The organism is Rathayibacter sp. AY1A7 (genome assembly GCF_002930845.1).
Classification (GTDB): domain Bacteria; phylum Actinomycetota; class Actinomycetes; order Actinomycetales; family Microbacteriaceae; genus Rathayibacter.
In genome coordinates this window covers 13,310-28,897 of sequence record NZ_PSTL01000028.1, presented here as the reverse complement: position 1 = coordinate 28,897, position 15,588 = coordinate 13,310, and the positions used below count along the sequence as shown (strand labels likewise).

Below are 15,588 nucleotides of genomic sequence, written 5' to 3'. Positions count from 1 at the left end.
GGGGTGGGTGGAGCGGGTCGCGTCCGCCTAGCGGGATCCGCTGGGACGCGGACCGTGCGTTCGGCGGTGCCTGTGGGAGCCGGTCCCTGCCCGGCTCGCCGCGGTCGGCTCTCGGAGTTGGCGGGGCGGGTGGAGCGGGTCGCGTCCGCCTACAGCGATCCGCTGGCACGCGGATCACTGGTTCGGCGGTGTGGGGGCTGCCGAGACGGCGGCTCGTCGCCGGCGAGACGGGCGCGGAAGGCTCGGTGCTCGGGCCGAGACGGGCGCGGACCGGCTCTCGAATAGACTGGCCCCTGCCATCAGCGGCGCCCTCGGGGGCCGCACGCAACGAGATTTCCGAGGGAGCACCGTGTCCGGGCATTCCAAGTGGGCCACGACCAAGCACCAGAAGGCGATCAAGGACTCGCGCCGCGCGAAGTCCTTCGCCAAGCTGATCAAGAACATCGAGGTGGCCGCCAAGATCGGCGGCGCCGACCTCTCCGGCAACCCGACGCTCGTCGACGCCGTGCAGAAGGCGAAGAAGACCTCGGTGCCGAACGACAACATCGACCGCGCGATCAAGCGCGGTGCCGGCCTCACCGGCGAGGTCATCGACTACACGACGATCATGTACGAGGCCTACGGCCCCAACGGCATCGCCCTGCTCGTCGAGTGCCTCACCGACAACAAGAACCGCGCCGCGGCGGACGTCCGCACCGCGATGACCCGCAACGGCGGCACCATGGCCGACCCGGGCAGCGTCGCGTACAACTTCGCGCGCAAGGGCGTCATCTCCGTGCCCCACGGAGAGAGCGTCACCGAGGACGACGTGCTCGGCGCGGTCCTCGACTTCGGTGTCGACGACGTGCTCGACCACGGCGAGAGCTTCGAGGTCCGCGTCGAGCCGAGCGAGCTCGTCCCGGCCCGCTCGGCCCTGCAGGAGGCGGGCATCGACTACGACTCCGCCGACATCGAGTTCGTCGCCTCCCTCCAGGTCGAGGCCGACGCCGAGACGGCCCGCAAGGTCTTCCGCCTGATCGACGCGCTCGAGGACTCGGACGACGTGCAGAACGTCTACACCAACCTCGACATCACGGCAGAGGTGCGCGCCGAGCTCGAGAACGAGGAGTGACGCGGTGAGCCCGGCCCGATCCCGGAGGGCGGCCTGATGCGCGTCCTCGGGATCGACCCCGGGCTCACCCGCTGCGGCGTCGGCATCGTCGACGTCTCGCGCGACCGCCACGCGACCCTCGTGCACGTGACGGTCCTCCGGACACCGCCCGACGACGCGCTGGAGCGCCGCCTGCTGGCCCTGGGCGACGGGCTCGAGGCGCTGCTCGACGAGCACCGCCCCGACGCCGTCGCGATCGAGCGGGTCTTCGCGCAGAACAACGTCAGCACCGTGATGGGCATCGCGCAGATCAGCGGCGTCGCCCTCGTCGCGGCGGCCCGGCGCGGGCTCCCGGTCGGGATGCACACGCCGAGCGAGGTGAAGGCCGCCGTCACCGGCTACGGAGCCGCGGACAAGCGCCAGGTCACCGCGATGATCCAGCGCGTCCTCCGGCTCGACGCCCCGCCGCGGCCGGCCGACGCGGCCGACGCCCTCGCCCTGGCCGTCTGCCACGCCTGGCGGGCGCCTCTCACGCCGTCCTCCGGGTCGGCGGGAGCCGGTGCCGACGGAGCGGCGGGCGGCACAGCAGCGCAGCGGGCGTGGCGCGCCGCCGAGGCCGCGAGTCGAACGCCTGTTCGAGCATCTAGACTGACGCGGTGATCTCCTCCCTCCGCGGCACCGTCCTCTCCGCCCGCGGGAGTCTCGCCGTCCTCGACGTCCACGGCGTTGGCTACGCGGTGAACGTGACCCCGCAGCACGCGCTCGAGATGCGCGTCGGCGACGAGACCACGGTCAGCACCGTGCTCGTCGTCCGCGAGGACTCGCTCACCCTCTACGGCTTCCCCGACGAGGAGCAGCTTGAGATCTTCGAGCTGCTGATCGGCGTGACCGGCGTCGGCCCGAAGTCCGCCCTCGGCGTGCTCGGCGCGGTCGAGCCGGACCGGATCGCGCAGGCGGTCGCCGACGAGGACGACGGGGTGTTCCGGAAGGTCAGCGGCATCGGCCCGAAGACGGCCAAGCTGATCATCCTGTCGCTCGCCGGCAAGGTGACCGTCCGTCCGCGCGCCGCCCGCGGCTCCGGTCCCGCCGCCACCGCCGCGCAGAACGTGCTCGCGGCGCTCGTCGGCCTGGGCTGGCCCGAGCGCACCGCGGCCGATGTGGTCGACGAGATCCTGCTCGACGCGCAGGCGTCCGACGCCGCGAACGTGCAGGCGCTGCTCCGGCTCGCCCTCGCCCGCCTCGGTCCGGCGGCCCGCTCGTGAGCGACGAGGTGCTGGGCGCCGAGGTCGCATCGGAGGCCGAGGTCGCCTTCGAGGGCGCCCTGCGGCCCAGGAACCTCAGCGAGTTCGTCGGCCAGCGCAAGGTGCGCGGCCAGCTCGAGCTGCTGCTCAAGGCCGCGGCCATGCAGGGCCGGACCCCGGACCACATCCTGCTGGCGGGCCCGCCCGGTCTCGGCAAGACGACCCTCGCGATGATCGTGGCGGAGGAGAGCTCCTCGCCCCTGCGGCTCTCCAGCGGCCCCGCGATCCAGCACGCGGGCGACCTCGCCGCCGTCCTCTCCTCGCTGCTGCCCGGCGAGATCCTCTTCATCGACGAGATCCACCGCATGGCGCGCTCCGCGGAGGAGATGCTCTACCTCGCGATGGAGGACTTCCGGATCGACATCATGGTCGGCAAGGGGGCGGGAGCGACGTCCGTCCCGCTGGATCTCGCCCCGTTCACGCTCGTCGGCGCCACGACCCGCTCCGGCCTGCTGCCCAATCCGCTCCGCGACCGCTTCGGCTTCACCGCGCACCTCGAGTTCTACGCGGAGGACGAGCTGCGGCAGGTGCTCGCCCGGGCGGCACGGCTGCTCGAGCTCGACATCGACGCGGACGCGATCGCCGAGATCGCCGGCCGCTGCCGAGGCACCCCGCGCATCGCCAACCGCCTGCTCCGGCGGGTGCGGGACTTCGCCCTGGTCCACGGCGGACGGGCCGACGTGACCGCCGTCCGCGCGGCGCTGGAGCTCTACGACGTCGACGCGCTCGGACTCGACCGGCTCGACCGCGCGGTGATGGAGATCGTGCTGACCCGCTTCGACGGCGGGCCGGTCGGCCTGAACACCCTCGCCGTGTCGGTGGGGGAGGAGGCGGAGACGGTCGAGGCCGTCGTCGAGCCGTTCCTCGTGCGGATCGGATTGCTGACCCGGACGCCGCGCGGCCGCGTGGCGACCCCCGCCGCCTACCGCCACTTCGGCATCGACCCCCGGGGGACGGCGGCTCAGCCGCCCCTGTTCCCCGATGATCTATGATTCTCTAGGCCCGACGGGCCGCTCGATCCGCTCCGCCTCGACCTGAGGCCGCGCGGCGGATCGCCCATCCACTCCGGAAGGCCCACCCATGGATCCGACGATCATCCTGCTCGTCCTGCTGCTCGCCGTGATGATCATCTTCATGTTCCGCAACAACAAGAAGCGCCAGCGCGACGCGGAGAGCATGAAGAACAACCTCCAGCCGGGGGTGGAGCTCATGACCGGCTCCGGCCTCTTCGGCACCGTCGTGTCGATCGACGACGAGGCGAACAAGATCGTCATCGAGTCGACCCCCGGCACGCTGCTGACCATCCACCGTCAGGCGATCGCCCGCCTCATCGACCCGAGCGAGAACGCCGTCGCCGTCGACACCGAGGACGAGGCCGACCCGCTGACCGCGACCGGCTCGCCCGAGTTCGGCGAGCGCGACTCCGCGCACCGCGACCCGCTGGTGGACCCGGTCGAGCGCGACCGCCGCCCCGACGCGCAGTAGTCTCCTGGTCGGGCCGGGCGCATCGGCGCCCGCCCGCCCTTCTCCACGCCCGGGCGACCCCGGGCCGATCACCGTCGACCGAAGAGAAAGCTGAGCCCTGGGTGGCCGCATCAACCCCCGTCCGGAAGGCCCGCCGCTCCCTGAGCTGGCTCGGTGTCCTGATCCTCGCTCTCGTCGGACTCAACACGGCGGCCGTCCTCTGGGGCGGCGGCTCCTGGACGCCGAAGCTCGCCCTCGACCTCGAGGGCGGCACGCAGATCGTCCTGCAGCCGCAGCTGAACGACGGCGACACCGTCTCGTCGGAGCAGCTGACGCAGGCCGTCTCGATCATCCGCCAGCGCATCGACGCGTCCGGCGTCTCCGAGGCCGAGATCACGACCCAGGGCTCGAGCAACATCGTCGTCTCGATCCCGGGCACGCCCGACGACGAGACGCTCCAGCGCATCGAGGCCTCGGCGAAGCTCGACTTCCGCCCGGTCCTCGTCGCGAGCCAGGCCACCAACAGCTCGGTCGGCGGCGACGCGACGTCCTCGCCCACGCCGACGCCCGTCGACCCGTCGCTCGCGACGGAGCCGACCGCCTCGCCGACGAACGCGAGCGACCTCGCCTACCTCACGCCGGCGCTCGAGGCCCAGTACACCTCGTTCGACTGCGCGTTCCTCAACGGCCAGGACCCGAACCTCGCCCCGGCCGACCAGCCGCTCATCACCTGCGACGACAGCGGGACGGTGAAGTACGTCCTCGGCCCGGTGGAGATCACCGGCGAGGACATCTCGGACGCCTCGAACGGCCTGATGACGACCTCCTCCGGCGCCAGCACCGGCACCTGGGCCGTCAACCTCTCGTTCGACGACCAGGGCACGCAGGCCTTCGGCGACGTGACCTCGCGCCTCGTGGCGCTGCAGGGTGCGCAGAACCAGTTCGCGATCGTCCTCGACGGCCGGGTCATCTCGGCCCCGTCGACGAACGCCGCCATCACCGACGGCAACGCGCAGATCTCGGGCTCCTTCACCCAGGAGTCGTCGAAGACGCTCGCCGACCAGCTCAAGTACGGCGCGCTGCCGATCGGCTTCCAGGTCCAGAGCTCGGACAGCATCTCGGCGACGCTCGGCTCCGCCCAGCTCGCCAGCGGCCTGCTCGCCGGCCTCATCGGCCTGATCCTCGTCATCGTCTACTCCATCGCGCAGTACCGCGTGCTCGGGGCCGTCACGATCGCCTCGCTGCTCGTCGCGGCGATCGTCACCTACCTCGTCGTCACGCTGCTGTCCTGGCGGGAGGGACTGCGCCTCTCGCTCGCAGGAGTCGCGGGTCTCATCGTCGCGATCGGCATCACGGCCGACTCGTTCATCGTGTACTTCGAGCGCATCCGCGACGAACTGCGCGACGGACGCGGCCTCGAGTCCGCCGTCGAGTCCGGCTGGCGGCGCGCGCTGCGCACGATCTTCGCGTCCGACATGGTGAACCTGCTCGCCGCGGTGGTCCTCTTCCTCCTCGCCGTCGGCAGTGTCCGCGGCTTCGCGCTCACCCTCGGGATCACGACGATCATCGACCTGATCGTGGTGGCGCTGTTCACCCACCCGATCCTGCAGCTGATGGCCACGAGACCGTTCTTCGCCGAGGGGCACAAGGCGTCGGGCCTGGATCCCCGGGCGCTCGGGGCCGTCTACCGCGGCCGTGCCGCCTTCCGTCCGCAGGACCAGGTGGTCGCCGGCAAGCGCGCCTCCGCGTCCCGCGAGGCGGCCAAGCGCCAGACCATCGCCGAGCGGAAGGCCGCAGAGGCGGCCGGCCTGCGCGACTCCAACGACTCGAACGGGAAGGACGCGTGATGGCCAGCTTCTCGCAGTTCGGAAACGACCTCTACACCGGTGCGCGATCGATCGACTTCGTCGGCCGGCGCCGCACGTGGTACCTCGTCTCGCTCGCCCTGATCCTGATCACGCTGCTCGGTACGGTCGCCCGCGGCGGCTTCAACTTCGGCATCGAGTTCACCGGCGGCTCGCAGTTCACGGTGTCCTCGCCGTCGAGCCTCGAGCAGGCGACGGCGACGGACGCGGTCACCTCGGTCGCTCCGGAGACCGTGCCGCGCGTGTCCATCGTCGGCGACGACTCCATCCGCGTGCAGACCGGCCAGCTCTCGACCGACGAGTCGACCGCGGTGCGGAACGCCCTGTCGGAGGCCTACGACGTGCCCACCGACCAGGTCGCCTCCTCCTTCATCGGAGCGGCGTGGGGCAACGACGTGACCCAGCAGGCCCTGCGCGGCCTGGTGATCTTCGTGGTCCTCGCGGCCCTGGCCATGTGGGCGTACTTCCGCACCTGGAAGATGTCGCTCGCGGCGATCGTCGCGCTCCTGCACGACCTCGTGATCGTGGCGGGCGTCTACGGCATCACCGGCACCGAGGTGTCGCCGGCGGCGGTGATCGGACTGCTGACGATCCTCGGCTACTCGCTCTACGACACGGTCGTGGTCTTCGACAAGATCCGCGAGAACACCGTGGAGGCGCTCGGCAGCACGACCCGCACCTTCTCCGAGACGGTGAACCTGGCCGAGAACCAGACTCTCGTGCGCTCCATCAACACCTCGATCGTCGCCGCCCTCCCGGTGGCCGCGATCCTCGTGATCGGTGCGTTCGTCCTCGGCGCGGGCACGCTCCGCGACATCTCGCTCGCCCTGCTGATCGGCATCATCGTCGGCACGTACTCGACGATCTTCGTCGCGGCGCCGCTGTACGCCCAGCTGCGCAGCCGGGAGCCCGAGATCTCCAAGCACGACAAGCGTGTGGAGTCGGCCCGGGCGAAGGCGACCGCGCCGGCCGCGCCGGCCGTGCAGGGCTGAGCCGTGGCCGACTACGCACAGGTCACGGCGGCCGACGCCGTCGGACTCGTCGAGCGCGACGAGGTCTGGCTGCTCGACGTCCGGGAGCCGCACGAGTGGGCGGCGGGGCATGCTCCGGCCGCCCACCACATCCCGATGGGGGAGATCGGCGCCCGGCAGGACGAGCTCCCGGCCGACACGGCGATCCTGGTGGTCTGCCACTCCGGAGTCCGCTCCGCGATGGTGACGCAGGCCCTCGACGGCGCCGGCTACGAGGTCGCCAACGTCGACGCCGGCATGACCGCCTGGGCCGCGGCGGGCGGCGACGTGGTCGACGGCGAGGGGCGCCCGGGACGCATCGGCTGACGCCGGCGCCGTCCGCCCCGGGCGGAACGGTCATCGGCGCCGTCCGCACGGGCGATAATGGGGCGATGGAGATCCTCGCGTGACGGAAACGACGACGACGTCCTCGACCGCTGCCCTGCGCAGACTGGTCCCGCGGATCTTCTCGCGCGCGCAGCCCTCCGGTGCTGTCGACACCCTCGTCCGCACCGTCCGGATGCACCATCCGAAGAGCGACATCGCGCTGATCGAGCGCGCGTACTCGGTCGCGGAGCGGGCGCACGCGAACCAGAAGCGCCGCAGCGGCGAGCCCTACATCACTCATCCGCTGGCCGTCGCGCAGATCCTCGCCGACCTCGGCATCGGCTCGAAGACGATCGCCGCCGCGCTGCTGCACGACACCGTCGAGGACACCGACTACCAGCTCGACGAGCTCCGCGCGGACTTCGGCGACGAGGTCGCGATGCTCGTCGACGGCGTCACCAAGCTCGACAAGGTCAAGTACGGCGACAGCGCGCAGGCCGAGACCGTCCGCAAGATGATCGTGGCGATGTCGAAGGACATCCGCGTCCTGATCATCAAGCTCGCCGACCGCCTCCACAACGCGCGGACCTGGGGCTTCGTCCCCGCCGAATCCGCCGCCCGCAAGGCCACCGAGACTCTCGAGATCTACGCGCCGCTGGCGCACCGCCTCGGCATCCAGGCGATCAAGTGGGAGCTCGAGGACCTGTCCTTCGCGGTGCTCTACCCCAAGATCTACAACGAGATCGAGAGCCTGGTGAAGCGGCGGACGCCGCAGCGCGAGGAGTTCGTGCAGAACGTCATCGACCTGATCAGCGAGGACCTGCGGGCCGGGCGGATCCGCGGTCGTGTCGTCGGCCGGCCGAAGCAGTACTACTCGATCTACCAGAAGATGGTCGTCCGCGGTCGCGAGTTCGACGAGATCTACGACCTGGTCGGCATCCGCGTCCTCGTGAACTCGGTGCGCGACTGCTACGCCGTGCTCGGCTCGATCCACGCCCGCTGGACGCCGATGCCGGGCCGGTTCAAGGACTACATCGCCACTCCGAAGTTCAACCTCTACCAGTCGCTGCACACGACGGTCGTCGGGCCGAAGGGGCGTGCGGTCGAGATCCAGATCCGCACCAACGAGATGCACCAGCACGCGGAGTTCGGCATCGCGGCGCACTGGAAGTACAAGGAGCAGATGGCCACCGGCAAGGTGCCCACCTCCGGATCGAACGACACCGACCTCGCCTGGCTCGCGCACCTCTCGGACTGGCAGTCGGAGACCACAGACCCGAACGAGTTCCTCGACTCCCTCCGCTTCGAGATCGGCGCCAAGGAGGTCTACGTCTTCACCCCGAAGGGACGCGTGATCGGCCTGCCGACCGGTGCGACCCCGGTCGACTTCGCCTACGCGGTGCACACCGAGGTCGGGCACCGGACGATGGGCGCCAAGGTCAACGGGCGCCTCGTGCCGCTGGAGTCGGCTCTGACGACGGGCGACGTGGTCGAGGTCTTCACCTCGAAGAACCCCGACTCGGGACCGAGTCAGGACTGGCTCCACTTCGTGCAGAGCCCCCGGGCCCGCAACAAGATCCGGCAGTGGTTCACCAAGGAGCGGCGCGACGAGGCGATCGAGCAGGGCAAGGACTCCATCGCCCGGGCGATGCGGAAGCAGAACCTGCCGCTGCAGAAGCTGATGAGCCAGGACACCTTCACCGAGGTGGCCAGCCAGCTGCGCTACAACGACGTCGAGGCGCTCTACGCGGCCGTCGGCGAGGGCCACGTCTCGACCCAGTCGGTGCTCGAGAAGGTCGTCTCCTCCATCCAGGGCGATCCGGAGTCGGACGAGAACGAGGTCACCCTCCCGCGCTCGCCCCGGCCGCGGAGCCGGAGCAGCGAGTCGGGTGTCCTCGTGAAGGGCGCGCCGGACATCCTGGTGAAGCTCGCGAAGTGCTGCACCCCGGTTCCGGGCGATCAGATCGTCGGATTCGTGACGCGGGGAGCCGGCGTCTCCGTGCACCAGGCGAACTGCCACAACGTGCAGGAGCTGCTGAAGGAGCCGGAGCGGATCGTCGACGTCGAGTGGGCGCCGTCCTCCAAGAGCATCTTCCTCGTGCAGATCCAGGTCGAGGCGCTGGACCGCTCGGGCCTGCTGAGCGACGTGACGCGCGTGCTCTCGGAGCACCACGTCAACATCCTCTCGGCGACGGTCTCCACATCGAGCGACCGGCTGGCGATCAGCCGGTTCGTCTTCGAGATGGGCGACACCACCCACCTGGAACGCGTGCTGAACGCCGTGCGCCGGATCGACGCCGTCTACGACGTCTACCGGGTGAACGCGGGCTGATCCCCGGGCGGCGCCTCGCCGAGCGCCGCCCGCAGCCGTCGTCCGACGATCCTCCGTCCGGCGACGGCGCTGCCCTCCTCCAGCCTCGCGAGGACGGCGTCGAGGCCGGTCCGGGTGCTCCGAGAGAGCGCCCGGAGGATCGCGCCCGCGTCCTCCGTCCGGGCGAGGTCGATCAGCGTGCGAGCAGGCGACGTGACCGGCGCGCCGCCGAGGAGGACGACGTCGTCCTCGTCGAGCAGGACCTCGTGGCAGCGCAGGCGGGGGTTCGACGGCGCCTGTCGGCGCTTCCGCCGGTCGATCGAGGCGCTGTGCACCGGCGGCGGGCCGTGCGTCGCCCCGTGCACCCATGCGGCGGAGAGACGATCGGCGACGGCGCCGCGGGGGAGCAACGAGCGCAGGGAGGCGGCCCGCTCGGACGCCCCCAGGGGCAGGTCCGCGACGAGGAAGCCCTCGTCGAGCGCGACCAGCTCGCCGTCGAGGCGGGCGGCGCACAGCTCCGCGAGAGGGAGGTGCCCGGGGAGGAGCACGGAGGGGAGGCGCATCCGGCCATGCTGGCCGATGCGCCTCCCCTCCGGAGCGTCGCGAGCGGATCTGTGGAGGGATCCGCCGGCGCGGGTCTAGCCGATCGCGTCGAGCCAGACCTTGCGGGCGTCGAGCGCCTCCTGAGCCTGGGCGATCGCGTCGCGGTCGCCGCGCGCCTTCGCCTCGTCGAGCTCGTCCTGGAGCTTCTGGATCGCGGCGGTCAGCTGCGAGGCGAGACCCTCGGAGCGGGCCTTGCGCTCCGGGTTGCTGCGGTTCCAGTGCTCCTCGTCGAGCTTGCGGACGTGCGCCTCGACCTTGCGGAGGCGGTCCTCGACGGTGCGCACCTGCTCGCGCGGCACGCGGCCGACGGCGTCCCAGCGCTCCTGGATCGAGAGCAGCACCCGCTTGGCCTTCTCGCGGTCCTGCTCCTGCAGGAGCGGCTCCGCCTCCTCGAGGAGGGCGAGCTTGAGGTCGAGGTTCTCGGTGTACTCGACGCTCTCCTGCGCGACGATCTCGGCCTTGGCGCCGTAGATCGCGTCGCCGGCGGCCTTGAAGCGCGCCCAGAGCGCGTCGTCGAACCGCTTGCCTGCGCGGCCTGCGACCCGCCAGCGCTCCAGGAGCGCGCGGTAGTCCGGGATGGCATCGGCGCCCTGCGGCACCAGCGACTCGGCCTGGTCGATGAGCGCCTGCTTGGCCTGCTTGGCCTCGCGGTGCGCGGAGTCGAGGTCGGCGAAGAACGCCTTGCGGTTCTGCTCGATCGTGGTGCGCGCTCCGCGGAACCGGCGCCACAGCTCGTTCGCGTCGTTCTTGGGAAGGCGCGGGCCCTGCTGCTGGTGGTTCTGCCAGCGGGCGAAGAGGTCGTCGATCGCGGCGCTGGCCTGCTTCCACTGCGTCTTCGCCGGGTCGACCGCCGCCAGGGCCTCGGCCTCGGCGACGATGGCCTCGCGGTGGGCGAGGGCCTCGGACAGCGCGGCCTTCGACTCGGCCGCCTGCTGCTCGGTCAGATCCTCGACGGAGCCGCTCAGCGCGTCGACCCGGGTCTGCAGCGACTCGAGGTCGCCGACGGCGTTCGCCTGCGCGATGGCCGCGGACAGCGACTGCACCGTGCGGGCGACGTCTCCGGCGGGTGCGCCCCGCTTGGCGCGCTGCTCGAGCAGGGAGACCTGCCCGGCGAGCTCCGTGTACTTGCGCTCGTAGTAGGCGAGCGCCTCCTCGGGAGTCGCATCGGGGTACTGGCCGACCTCTCGCTCCCCGTCGCCGACGCGGACGTAGACCGTCCCGTCGTCGCCGACCCGTCCCCACGGCTGCTGGTCACTCATCGCTCGGAGCCTCACCTTGCTGTTCGATGTCGTGCTTCTCGGTGCCCGTCGCGTCGTCGGCCGGTGGGGCTCGACGGCCGGAGGGCCGAAGACCGCGCTCGGCCGCGAACGGGCAGTGACGACAAGCCTATTGCACTCCCCGCGCGGGCGGACCGTGACGACGCCGCGGGTGCGGCTACTGGACGGAGACGGAGGTGATGGTCACGGGCTCGGCGGGGGCGCCGTCACCCGATCCGTCGGCCGTGCCCTTCGACACGACGTCGCTGACGAGGGCGTCGAGTCCCGAGGTGACCTGCCCGAGCACGGTGTACCCGCCGGCCGCGTCGGCGGGCAGGGTCGTGTCCTGGTAGACGACGAAGAACTGGCTTCCCTGGCTGTAGCCGTTGCCGCCCTGGCGGGCCATCGCGATGGTCCCGGCCGGGTAGACGCCGTCCTCGGGCGCGTTCTCGACGGGGCCGTAGCTGTAGCCGGGGCCGCCGGTGCCGTCGCCGTTCGGGTCGCCGCATTGGAGGACGTAGAGGCCCTCCGTGGTGAGGCGGTGGCAGGAGACGCCGTCGTAGAAGCCGGACTGCGTCAGCGAGATGAAGGAGGACACCGCCTGCGGGGCAGCGGCGCCGGCGAGCGTGATGCCCAGCGGGTCCTCGCCGATCGTGAGCGTGCCCGTCCAGTCGCGGCCCTCGGCGATGTCGGAGGAGGGGACGTCGCCGGTGTTCGCCCCCGTCGCCTCGGGCGTCGGGGTCGCGGAGGAGGAGGACGTCGGCTCGGCGACCGGGGTGCCGGGGCCGCCGGAGAAGTAGAGGATCTGGGCGACGACCGCGAGCCCGATCACGACGACGGCGGCGATCGCCGCGATCACGTTGTCGCGCACGCGCCGCTTCTGCCTCGAGCGGTGGAGGCTCTGACGGGCCTGGTAGGCCCGGAGCCGGGTGCGCGCCTCGCGGTCGTTCGACTTGCCCTGGGCCACGTGTTCCTCCGACGTCCTCGTCCGCGCGGCTTCGGCGCGGCGGCCCGCGCACGCAGGCCGCGTCGAGCCTACGAGAACCGCCGGAGGCGCGACAAACGCCGCTCCGTCGCGCCGGGCAGTCGGGCCGGGGCTCTGTCGGAGGCCGTCGTTACGCTGGGGGCATGACCATGCAGCAGGCCGGACTCCGCTCCGGGGCGACTCCGCTCGCCGTGCGGATGCGGCCGCGCAGCCTCGAGGAGGTCGCCGGCCAGCGCCACCTCCTGACGCCCGGCTCGCCCCTGGTCGCCCTCGCCGCCGACACGACGGGGGAGCGGGGAGCGGTGTCCGTGATCCTCTGGGGCCCTCCCGGCACGGGCAAGACCACGCTCGCGCAGGCGGTGGCCCACTCCAGCGGCCGCCGCTTCGTCGAGCTCTCCGCCGTCACGGCGGGCGTGAAGGACGTGCGGCAGGTGATGGAGGAGGCACTCTCCACCCGCGACCTCTACGGCACGTCCACCGTGCTCTTCCTCGACGAGATCCACCGCTTCACCAAGGCGCAGCAGGACGCACTGCTGCCCGGGGTCGAGAACGGGTGGGTCATCCTCATCGCGGCCACGACCGAGAACCCCTCGTTCTCGGTGATCGCGCCGCTGCTCTCGCGCTCGCTCCTGCTGACCCTCGAGCCGCTCAGCGACGACGACCTGGGCGTCCTGGTCGACCGCGCCCTGCACGACGAGCGGGGTCTGCGCGACTCGGTGACGCTGGAGGAGGAGGCCCGGGCGAGCATCGTGCGGCTCGCCTCCGGAGACGCCCGGCGGGCGCTGACCGCGCTCGAGGCCGCCGCCACCTCCGCCCGCTCGGAGGCCCGCGAGGCCGACCGGGTCGCCCGCGCCGCCGCCGCGGAGGACCCGGACGAGGAGGACGAGGACGACGAGGGCGCTCCCGTCGAGGCCGCCGCCGAGGAGCCCGCGCTCCCCGTGATCACGACCGAGGTCGTCGCGCGCGCCGTCGACCGCGCCCTGCTGCGCTACGACCGCAACGGCGACGAGCACTACGACGTCATCAGCGCCTTCATCAAGTCCATCCGGGGCTCGGACGTCGACGCGGCGCTGCACTACCTGGCCCGGATGATCGAGGCGGGGGAGGATCCGCGGTTCATCGCCCGCCGCATCATCGTCTCCGCGTCCGAGGACATCGGCATGGCCGACCCGCAGGCGCTCGTCGTCGCGATCGCCGCGGCCGACGCCGTGCAGTTCATCGGCATGCCGGAGGGGCGCATCCCGCTCGCCCAGGCGGTCGTGCACCTGGCGACCGCCCCGAAGTCGAACGCGTCCTACTCCGCCATCGACGCGGCCATCGCGGACGTGCGCGCGGGCCGCGCGGGTCGGGTGCCGGCGCACCTGCGCGACGCGCACTACCCCGGCGCCAAGAAGCTCGGCCACGGGAAGGGCTACCGGTACCCGCACGACGCCGACCTCGGCGTCCTCGAGCAGCAGTACCTCCCGGACCCGCTCCAGGGCGCGCGGTACTACCGGCCCACCGAGCACGGCAACGAGCGCGACGTCTCCGCACGACTGGCGAAGCTCCTGCGCATCATCCGCGGCGACCGGGGCTGACCGCGCCGACCGCGAACTCGCGCGACCCGCACGGGAGGCCGTGGCCTGATAGTCTTGCGAGGTTGCCCACCGCTCTGTAGCCGAGCGGAGCAGCGCATCCCTCTGAATCGCGCAGCCCGCCACTGCGGTCACCCTTCCCCCGCACCCGCGGAGGACACGACCGCGGCGTCCGCCCTCCTCCCGGAGCCGGCGGTCGAGAGCTGCGACCGAACCTCTCAGACCTTGGAAGGACCACTGTGTCGACCACGTCCCGTACCCGCTCGAAGACGCGCCTCTCGCGCGCCCTCGGCATCCCCCTGACCCCGAAGGCCGCCCGCTACCTCGAGAAGCGTCCCTACGCTCCCGGCGAGCACGGCCGCTCGAAGCGCAAGGCCGACTCCGACTACGCGGTCCGCCTGCGTGAGAAGCAGCGTCTGCGCGCCCAGTACGGCATCCGCGAGAAGCAGCTCCGCATCGCCTTCCAGGAGGCGCGCCGCACCCAGGGCCTGACCGGTGAGAACCTGGTCGAGCTCCTCGAGATGCGCCTCGACGCCCTCGTCCTGCGCTCGGGCTTCGCCCGTACCACCGCGCAGGCCCGCCAGTTCGTCACCCACCGCCACATCATGGTGGACGGCAAGACGGTCGACCGCCCCTCCTTCCGCGTGAAGCCGGGCCAGGTCATCCACGTCAAGACCCGCTCCGAGGGCACCGAGCCCTTCCAGGTCGCCGCCGCCGGTGGACACGTCGACGTCCTCCCCAAGACCCCGGGCTACCTCGAGGTCGAGATCGACAAGCTGCAGGCGACGCTCCTGCGCCGCCCGAAGCGCGCCGAGGTCCCCGTGACCTGCGAAGTGCAGCTCGTCGTCGAGTACTACGCGGCCCGCTGAGTCCAGCCCCGCAGAGAAAGGCCCCGGTGTCCGCACCGGGGCCTTTTCCGTTCCCGGGGTCGCGATCCGGAGTGCCCGCCGCGCTCCGAGAGTCCCGCGCTGCGCTCGATCCGGCCGTCGCGCCCGAGCCGAGCGCCCGTCCCCGCGTCCGACCCTCTCGCGGCCCGTCGGTAGGCTGGAGTGCCGCGCTGGGCGGCATCGAACGGAGGTCACCGTGACCGGTGGAGACATCGCAGGGCTCATCGCCGCGGGGGTGTTCGCGATCCTGGTGGCGATCACCGCCGTCCCGCTCTGGAAGCTCGGGCGCGTCTTCGACAGCACGAGCGAGGCCATCAAGCAGGCCAGCGACGGCCTGACGCCGATCCTCGACGAGTCGGCCTCCACCCTCCGCGAGGCCAACCACCAGCTCGCGCGGGTGGACACGATCACCAAGGACGTCGCCGAGGTCACCGGCAACGTCAATGCGCTCGTCGCTCTCACGGCCGCGACCGTCGGCGGTCCGCTCATCAAGCTCGCCGGCTTCACCGCCGGAGTCCGCGCCGTGCTGGTCGCCGGACGGACGGCCGACAAGGCCGGAGCCGCGGTCGGCCGCTCCGCCGCGAAGCGCACGAAGCGCCCGCGCTCGAAGTAGCGCCGCGCCCGCGCCCTAGAATCGAACGGGTCGTCGCGCCGTCGCGCCCGCCCCGCCGCTGTGGAAGGACACCCCGTGAAGAACATCCTCCTGATCGTCATCGGGATCGGCCTCGGATTCGCGGTCGCCCACCAGGTCTCGCGCACCGAGGCGGGCGCCCGGCTCTTCGCCGACATCAACCGCACCGCGAAGGAGCTCGGCGAGGCCGTCTCCGAGGGCTACCACCAGCGCGAGGCCGAACTGAAGGCCGCCATCGGCGAGGGCTGACGCCCCGCCGCCCGACATCCGCGTCGTCACCGACC

At 71.8% G+C, this 15,588-nt stretch carries 16 protein-coding genes; 13 read left to right on the top strand and 3 right to left on the bottom strand.

Annotated elements, in window-relative coordinates; translation table 11 throughout:
- The first annotated feature begins 349 nt into the window (after positions 1–349).
- From C5B95_RS15755 to C5B95_RS15715, 9 genes are all read left to right on the top strand, one after another.
- Positions 350–1,111, top strand: a complete 762-nt coding sequence (locus C5B95_RS15755; RefSeq protein ID WP_104224772.1) for a YebC/PmpR family DNA-binding transcriptional regulator — start codon at positions 350–352, stop codon at positions 1,109–1,111.
- Positions 1,112–1,147: 36 nt separating this feature from the next.
- Positions 1,148–1,750 (top strand): crossover junction endodeoxyribonuclease RuvC, encoded by a 603-nt coding sequence (gene ruvC, locus C5B95_RS15750; protein ID WP_104224771.1) that lies wholly within the window; start codon positions 1,148–1,150, stop codon positions 1,748–1,750.
- Positions 1,747–2,352: a Holliday junction branch migration protein RuvA gene (gene ruvA, locus C5B95_RS15745; protein WP_104225337.1), complete on the top strand. Its 606-nt coding sequence runs from the start codon at positions 1,747–1,749 to the stop codon at positions 2,350–2,352. Before ruvC ends, ruvA begins: the two co-directional genes overlap by 4 nt.
- Positions 2,349–3,383 (top strand): Holliday junction branch migration DNA helicase RuvB, encoded by a 1,035-nt coding sequence (gene ruvB, locus C5B95_RS15740; protein WP_104224769.1) that lies wholly within the window; start codon positions 2,349–2,351, stop codon positions 3,381–3,383. Before ruvA ends, ruvB begins: the two co-directional genes overlap by 4 nt.
- Positions 3,384–3,471: 88 nt before the next feature.
- Positions 3,472–3,876 carry a preprotein translocase subunit YajC gene (gene yajC / locus C5B95_RS15735; RefSeq protein ID WP_104224768.1) on the top strand — a complete coding sequence of 135 codons (405 nt, stop codon included), beginning with the start codon at positions 3,472–3,474 and terminating at the stop codon, positions 3,874–3,876.
- Between the two features lie 101 nt (positions 3,877–3,977).
- Positions 3,978–5,702 (top strand): protein translocase subunit SecD, encoded by a 1,725-nt coding sequence (gene secD / locus C5B95_RS15730; RefSeq protein WP_104246772.1) that lies wholly within the window; start codon positions 3,978–3,980, stop codon positions 5,700–5,702.
- Positions 5,702–6,712: a protein translocase subunit SecF gene (gene secF / locus C5B95_RS15725; protein WP_104233316.1), complete on the top strand. Its 1,011-nt coding sequence runs from the start codon at positions 5,702–5,704 to the stop codon at positions 6,710–6,712. Before secD ends, secF begins: the two co-directional genes overlap by 1 nt.
- 3 nt (positions 6,713–6,715) lie before the next feature.
- Positions 6,716–7,057 (top strand): rhodanese-like domain-containing protein, encoded by a 342-nt coding sequence (locus tag C5B95_RS15720; protein WP_104224765.1) that lies wholly within the window; start codon positions 6,716–6,718, stop codon positions 7,055–7,057.
- 79 nt (positions 7,058–7,136) lie between these two features.
- The gene (locus C5B95_RS15715; RefSeq protein ID WP_104349583.1) at positions 7,137–9,389 is read left to right on the top strand and encodes a bifunctional (p)ppGpp synthetase/guanosine-3',5'-bis(diphosphate) 3'-pyrophosphohydrolase; all 2,253 of its coding nucleotides are present in this window, start codon (positions 7,137–7,139) and stop codon (positions 9,387–9,389) included.
- Here C5B95_RS15715 and C5B95_RS15710 read toward each other — a convergent pair.
- The 3 genes from C5B95_RS15710 to C5B95_RS15700 all read right to left on the bottom strand — a co-directional run bounded on the left by C5B95_RS15710 (position 9,368) and on the right by C5B95_RS15700 (position 12,194).
- Positions 9,368–9,931, bottom strand: a complete 564-nt coding sequence (locus tag C5B95_RS15710) for a type IV toxin-antitoxin system AbiEi family antitoxin (RefSeq protein WP_104225333.1) — start codon at positions 9,929–9,931, stop codon at positions 9,368–9,370. The two genes, C5B95_RS15715 and C5B95_RS15710, sit on opposite strands and share 22 nt — an antisense overlap.
- A gap of 75 nt (positions 9,932–10,006) precedes the next feature.
- Positions 10,007–11,230 (bottom strand): DUF349 domain-containing protein, encoded by a 1,224-nt coding sequence (locus tag C5B95_RS15705; RefSeq protein ID WP_104267371.1) that lies wholly within the window; start codon positions 11,228–11,230, stop codon positions 10,007–10,009.
- Positions 11,231–11,405: 175 nt separating this feature from the next.
- Positions 11,406–12,194 carry a peptidylprolyl isomerase gene (locus tag C5B95_RS15700; RefSeq protein WP_104267370.1) on the bottom strand — a complete coding sequence of 263 codons (789 nt, stop codon included), beginning with the start codon at positions 12,192–12,194 and terminating at the stop codon, positions 11,406–11,408.
- A 161-nt stretch (positions 12,195–12,355) separates the two neighbouring features.
- On the opposite strand from C5B95_RS15700, the gene C5B95_RS15695 reads away from it, so the two are divergent.
- From C5B95_RS15695 to C5B95_RS15680, 4 genes are all read left to right on the top strand, one after another.
- Positions 12,356–13,789, top strand: a complete 1,434-nt coding sequence (locus C5B95_RS15695; RefSeq protein ID WP_104225330.1) for a replication-associated recombination protein A — start codon at positions 12,356–12,358, stop codon at positions 13,787–13,789.
- A 236-nt stretch (positions 13,790–14,025) separates the two neighbouring features.
- A complete protein-coding gene (rpsD, locus tag C5B95_RS15690) occupies positions 14,026–14,655 on the top strand; it encodes a 30S ribosomal protein S4 (protein ID WP_068210518.1) in 630 nt (209 codons plus the stop codon).
- Positions 14,656–14,869: 214 nt separating this feature from the next.
- Positions 14,870–15,286: a DUF948 domain-containing protein gene (locus tag C5B95_RS15685; RefSeq protein ID WP_104224759.1), complete on the top strand. Its 417-nt coding sequence runs from the start codon at positions 14,870–14,872 to the stop codon at positions 15,284–15,286.
- Positions 15,287–15,361: 75 nt separating this feature from the next.
- Entirely contained in the window at positions 15,362–15,553 is a 192-nt protein-coding gene (locus C5B95_RS15680; protein WP_104225329.1) for a hypothetical protein, read from the top strand.
- Positions 15,554–15,588 lie beyond the last annotated feature (35 nt).

Bases quoted from the DNA above. Each gene is read 5' to 3' on its own strand.
- ruvC (WP_104224771.1), top strand. From the start codon at position 1,148: ATGCGCGTCCTCGGGATCGACCCCGGGCTCACCCGCTGCGGCGTCGGC.
- secF (WP_104233316.1), top strand. From the start codon at position 5,702: ATGGCCAGCTTCTCGCAGTTCGGAAACGACCTCTACACCGGTGCGCGA.
- C5B95_RS15705 (WP_104267371.1), bottom strand. From the start codon at position 11,230: ATGAGTGACCAGCAGCCGTGGGGACGGGTCGGCGACGACGGGACGGTC.
- C5B95_RS15695 (WP_104225330.1), top strand. From the start codon at position 12,356: ATGACCATGCAGCAGGCCGGACTCCGCTCCGGGGCGACTCCGCTCGCC.
- yajC (WP_104224768.1), top strand. From the start codon at position 3,472: ATGGATCCGACGATCATCCTGCTCGTCCTGCTGCTCGCCGTGATGATC.
- C5B95_RS15710 (WP_104225333.1), bottom strand. From the start codon at position 9,931: ATGCGCCTCCCCTCCGTGCTCCTCCCCGGGCACCTCCCTCTCGCGGAG.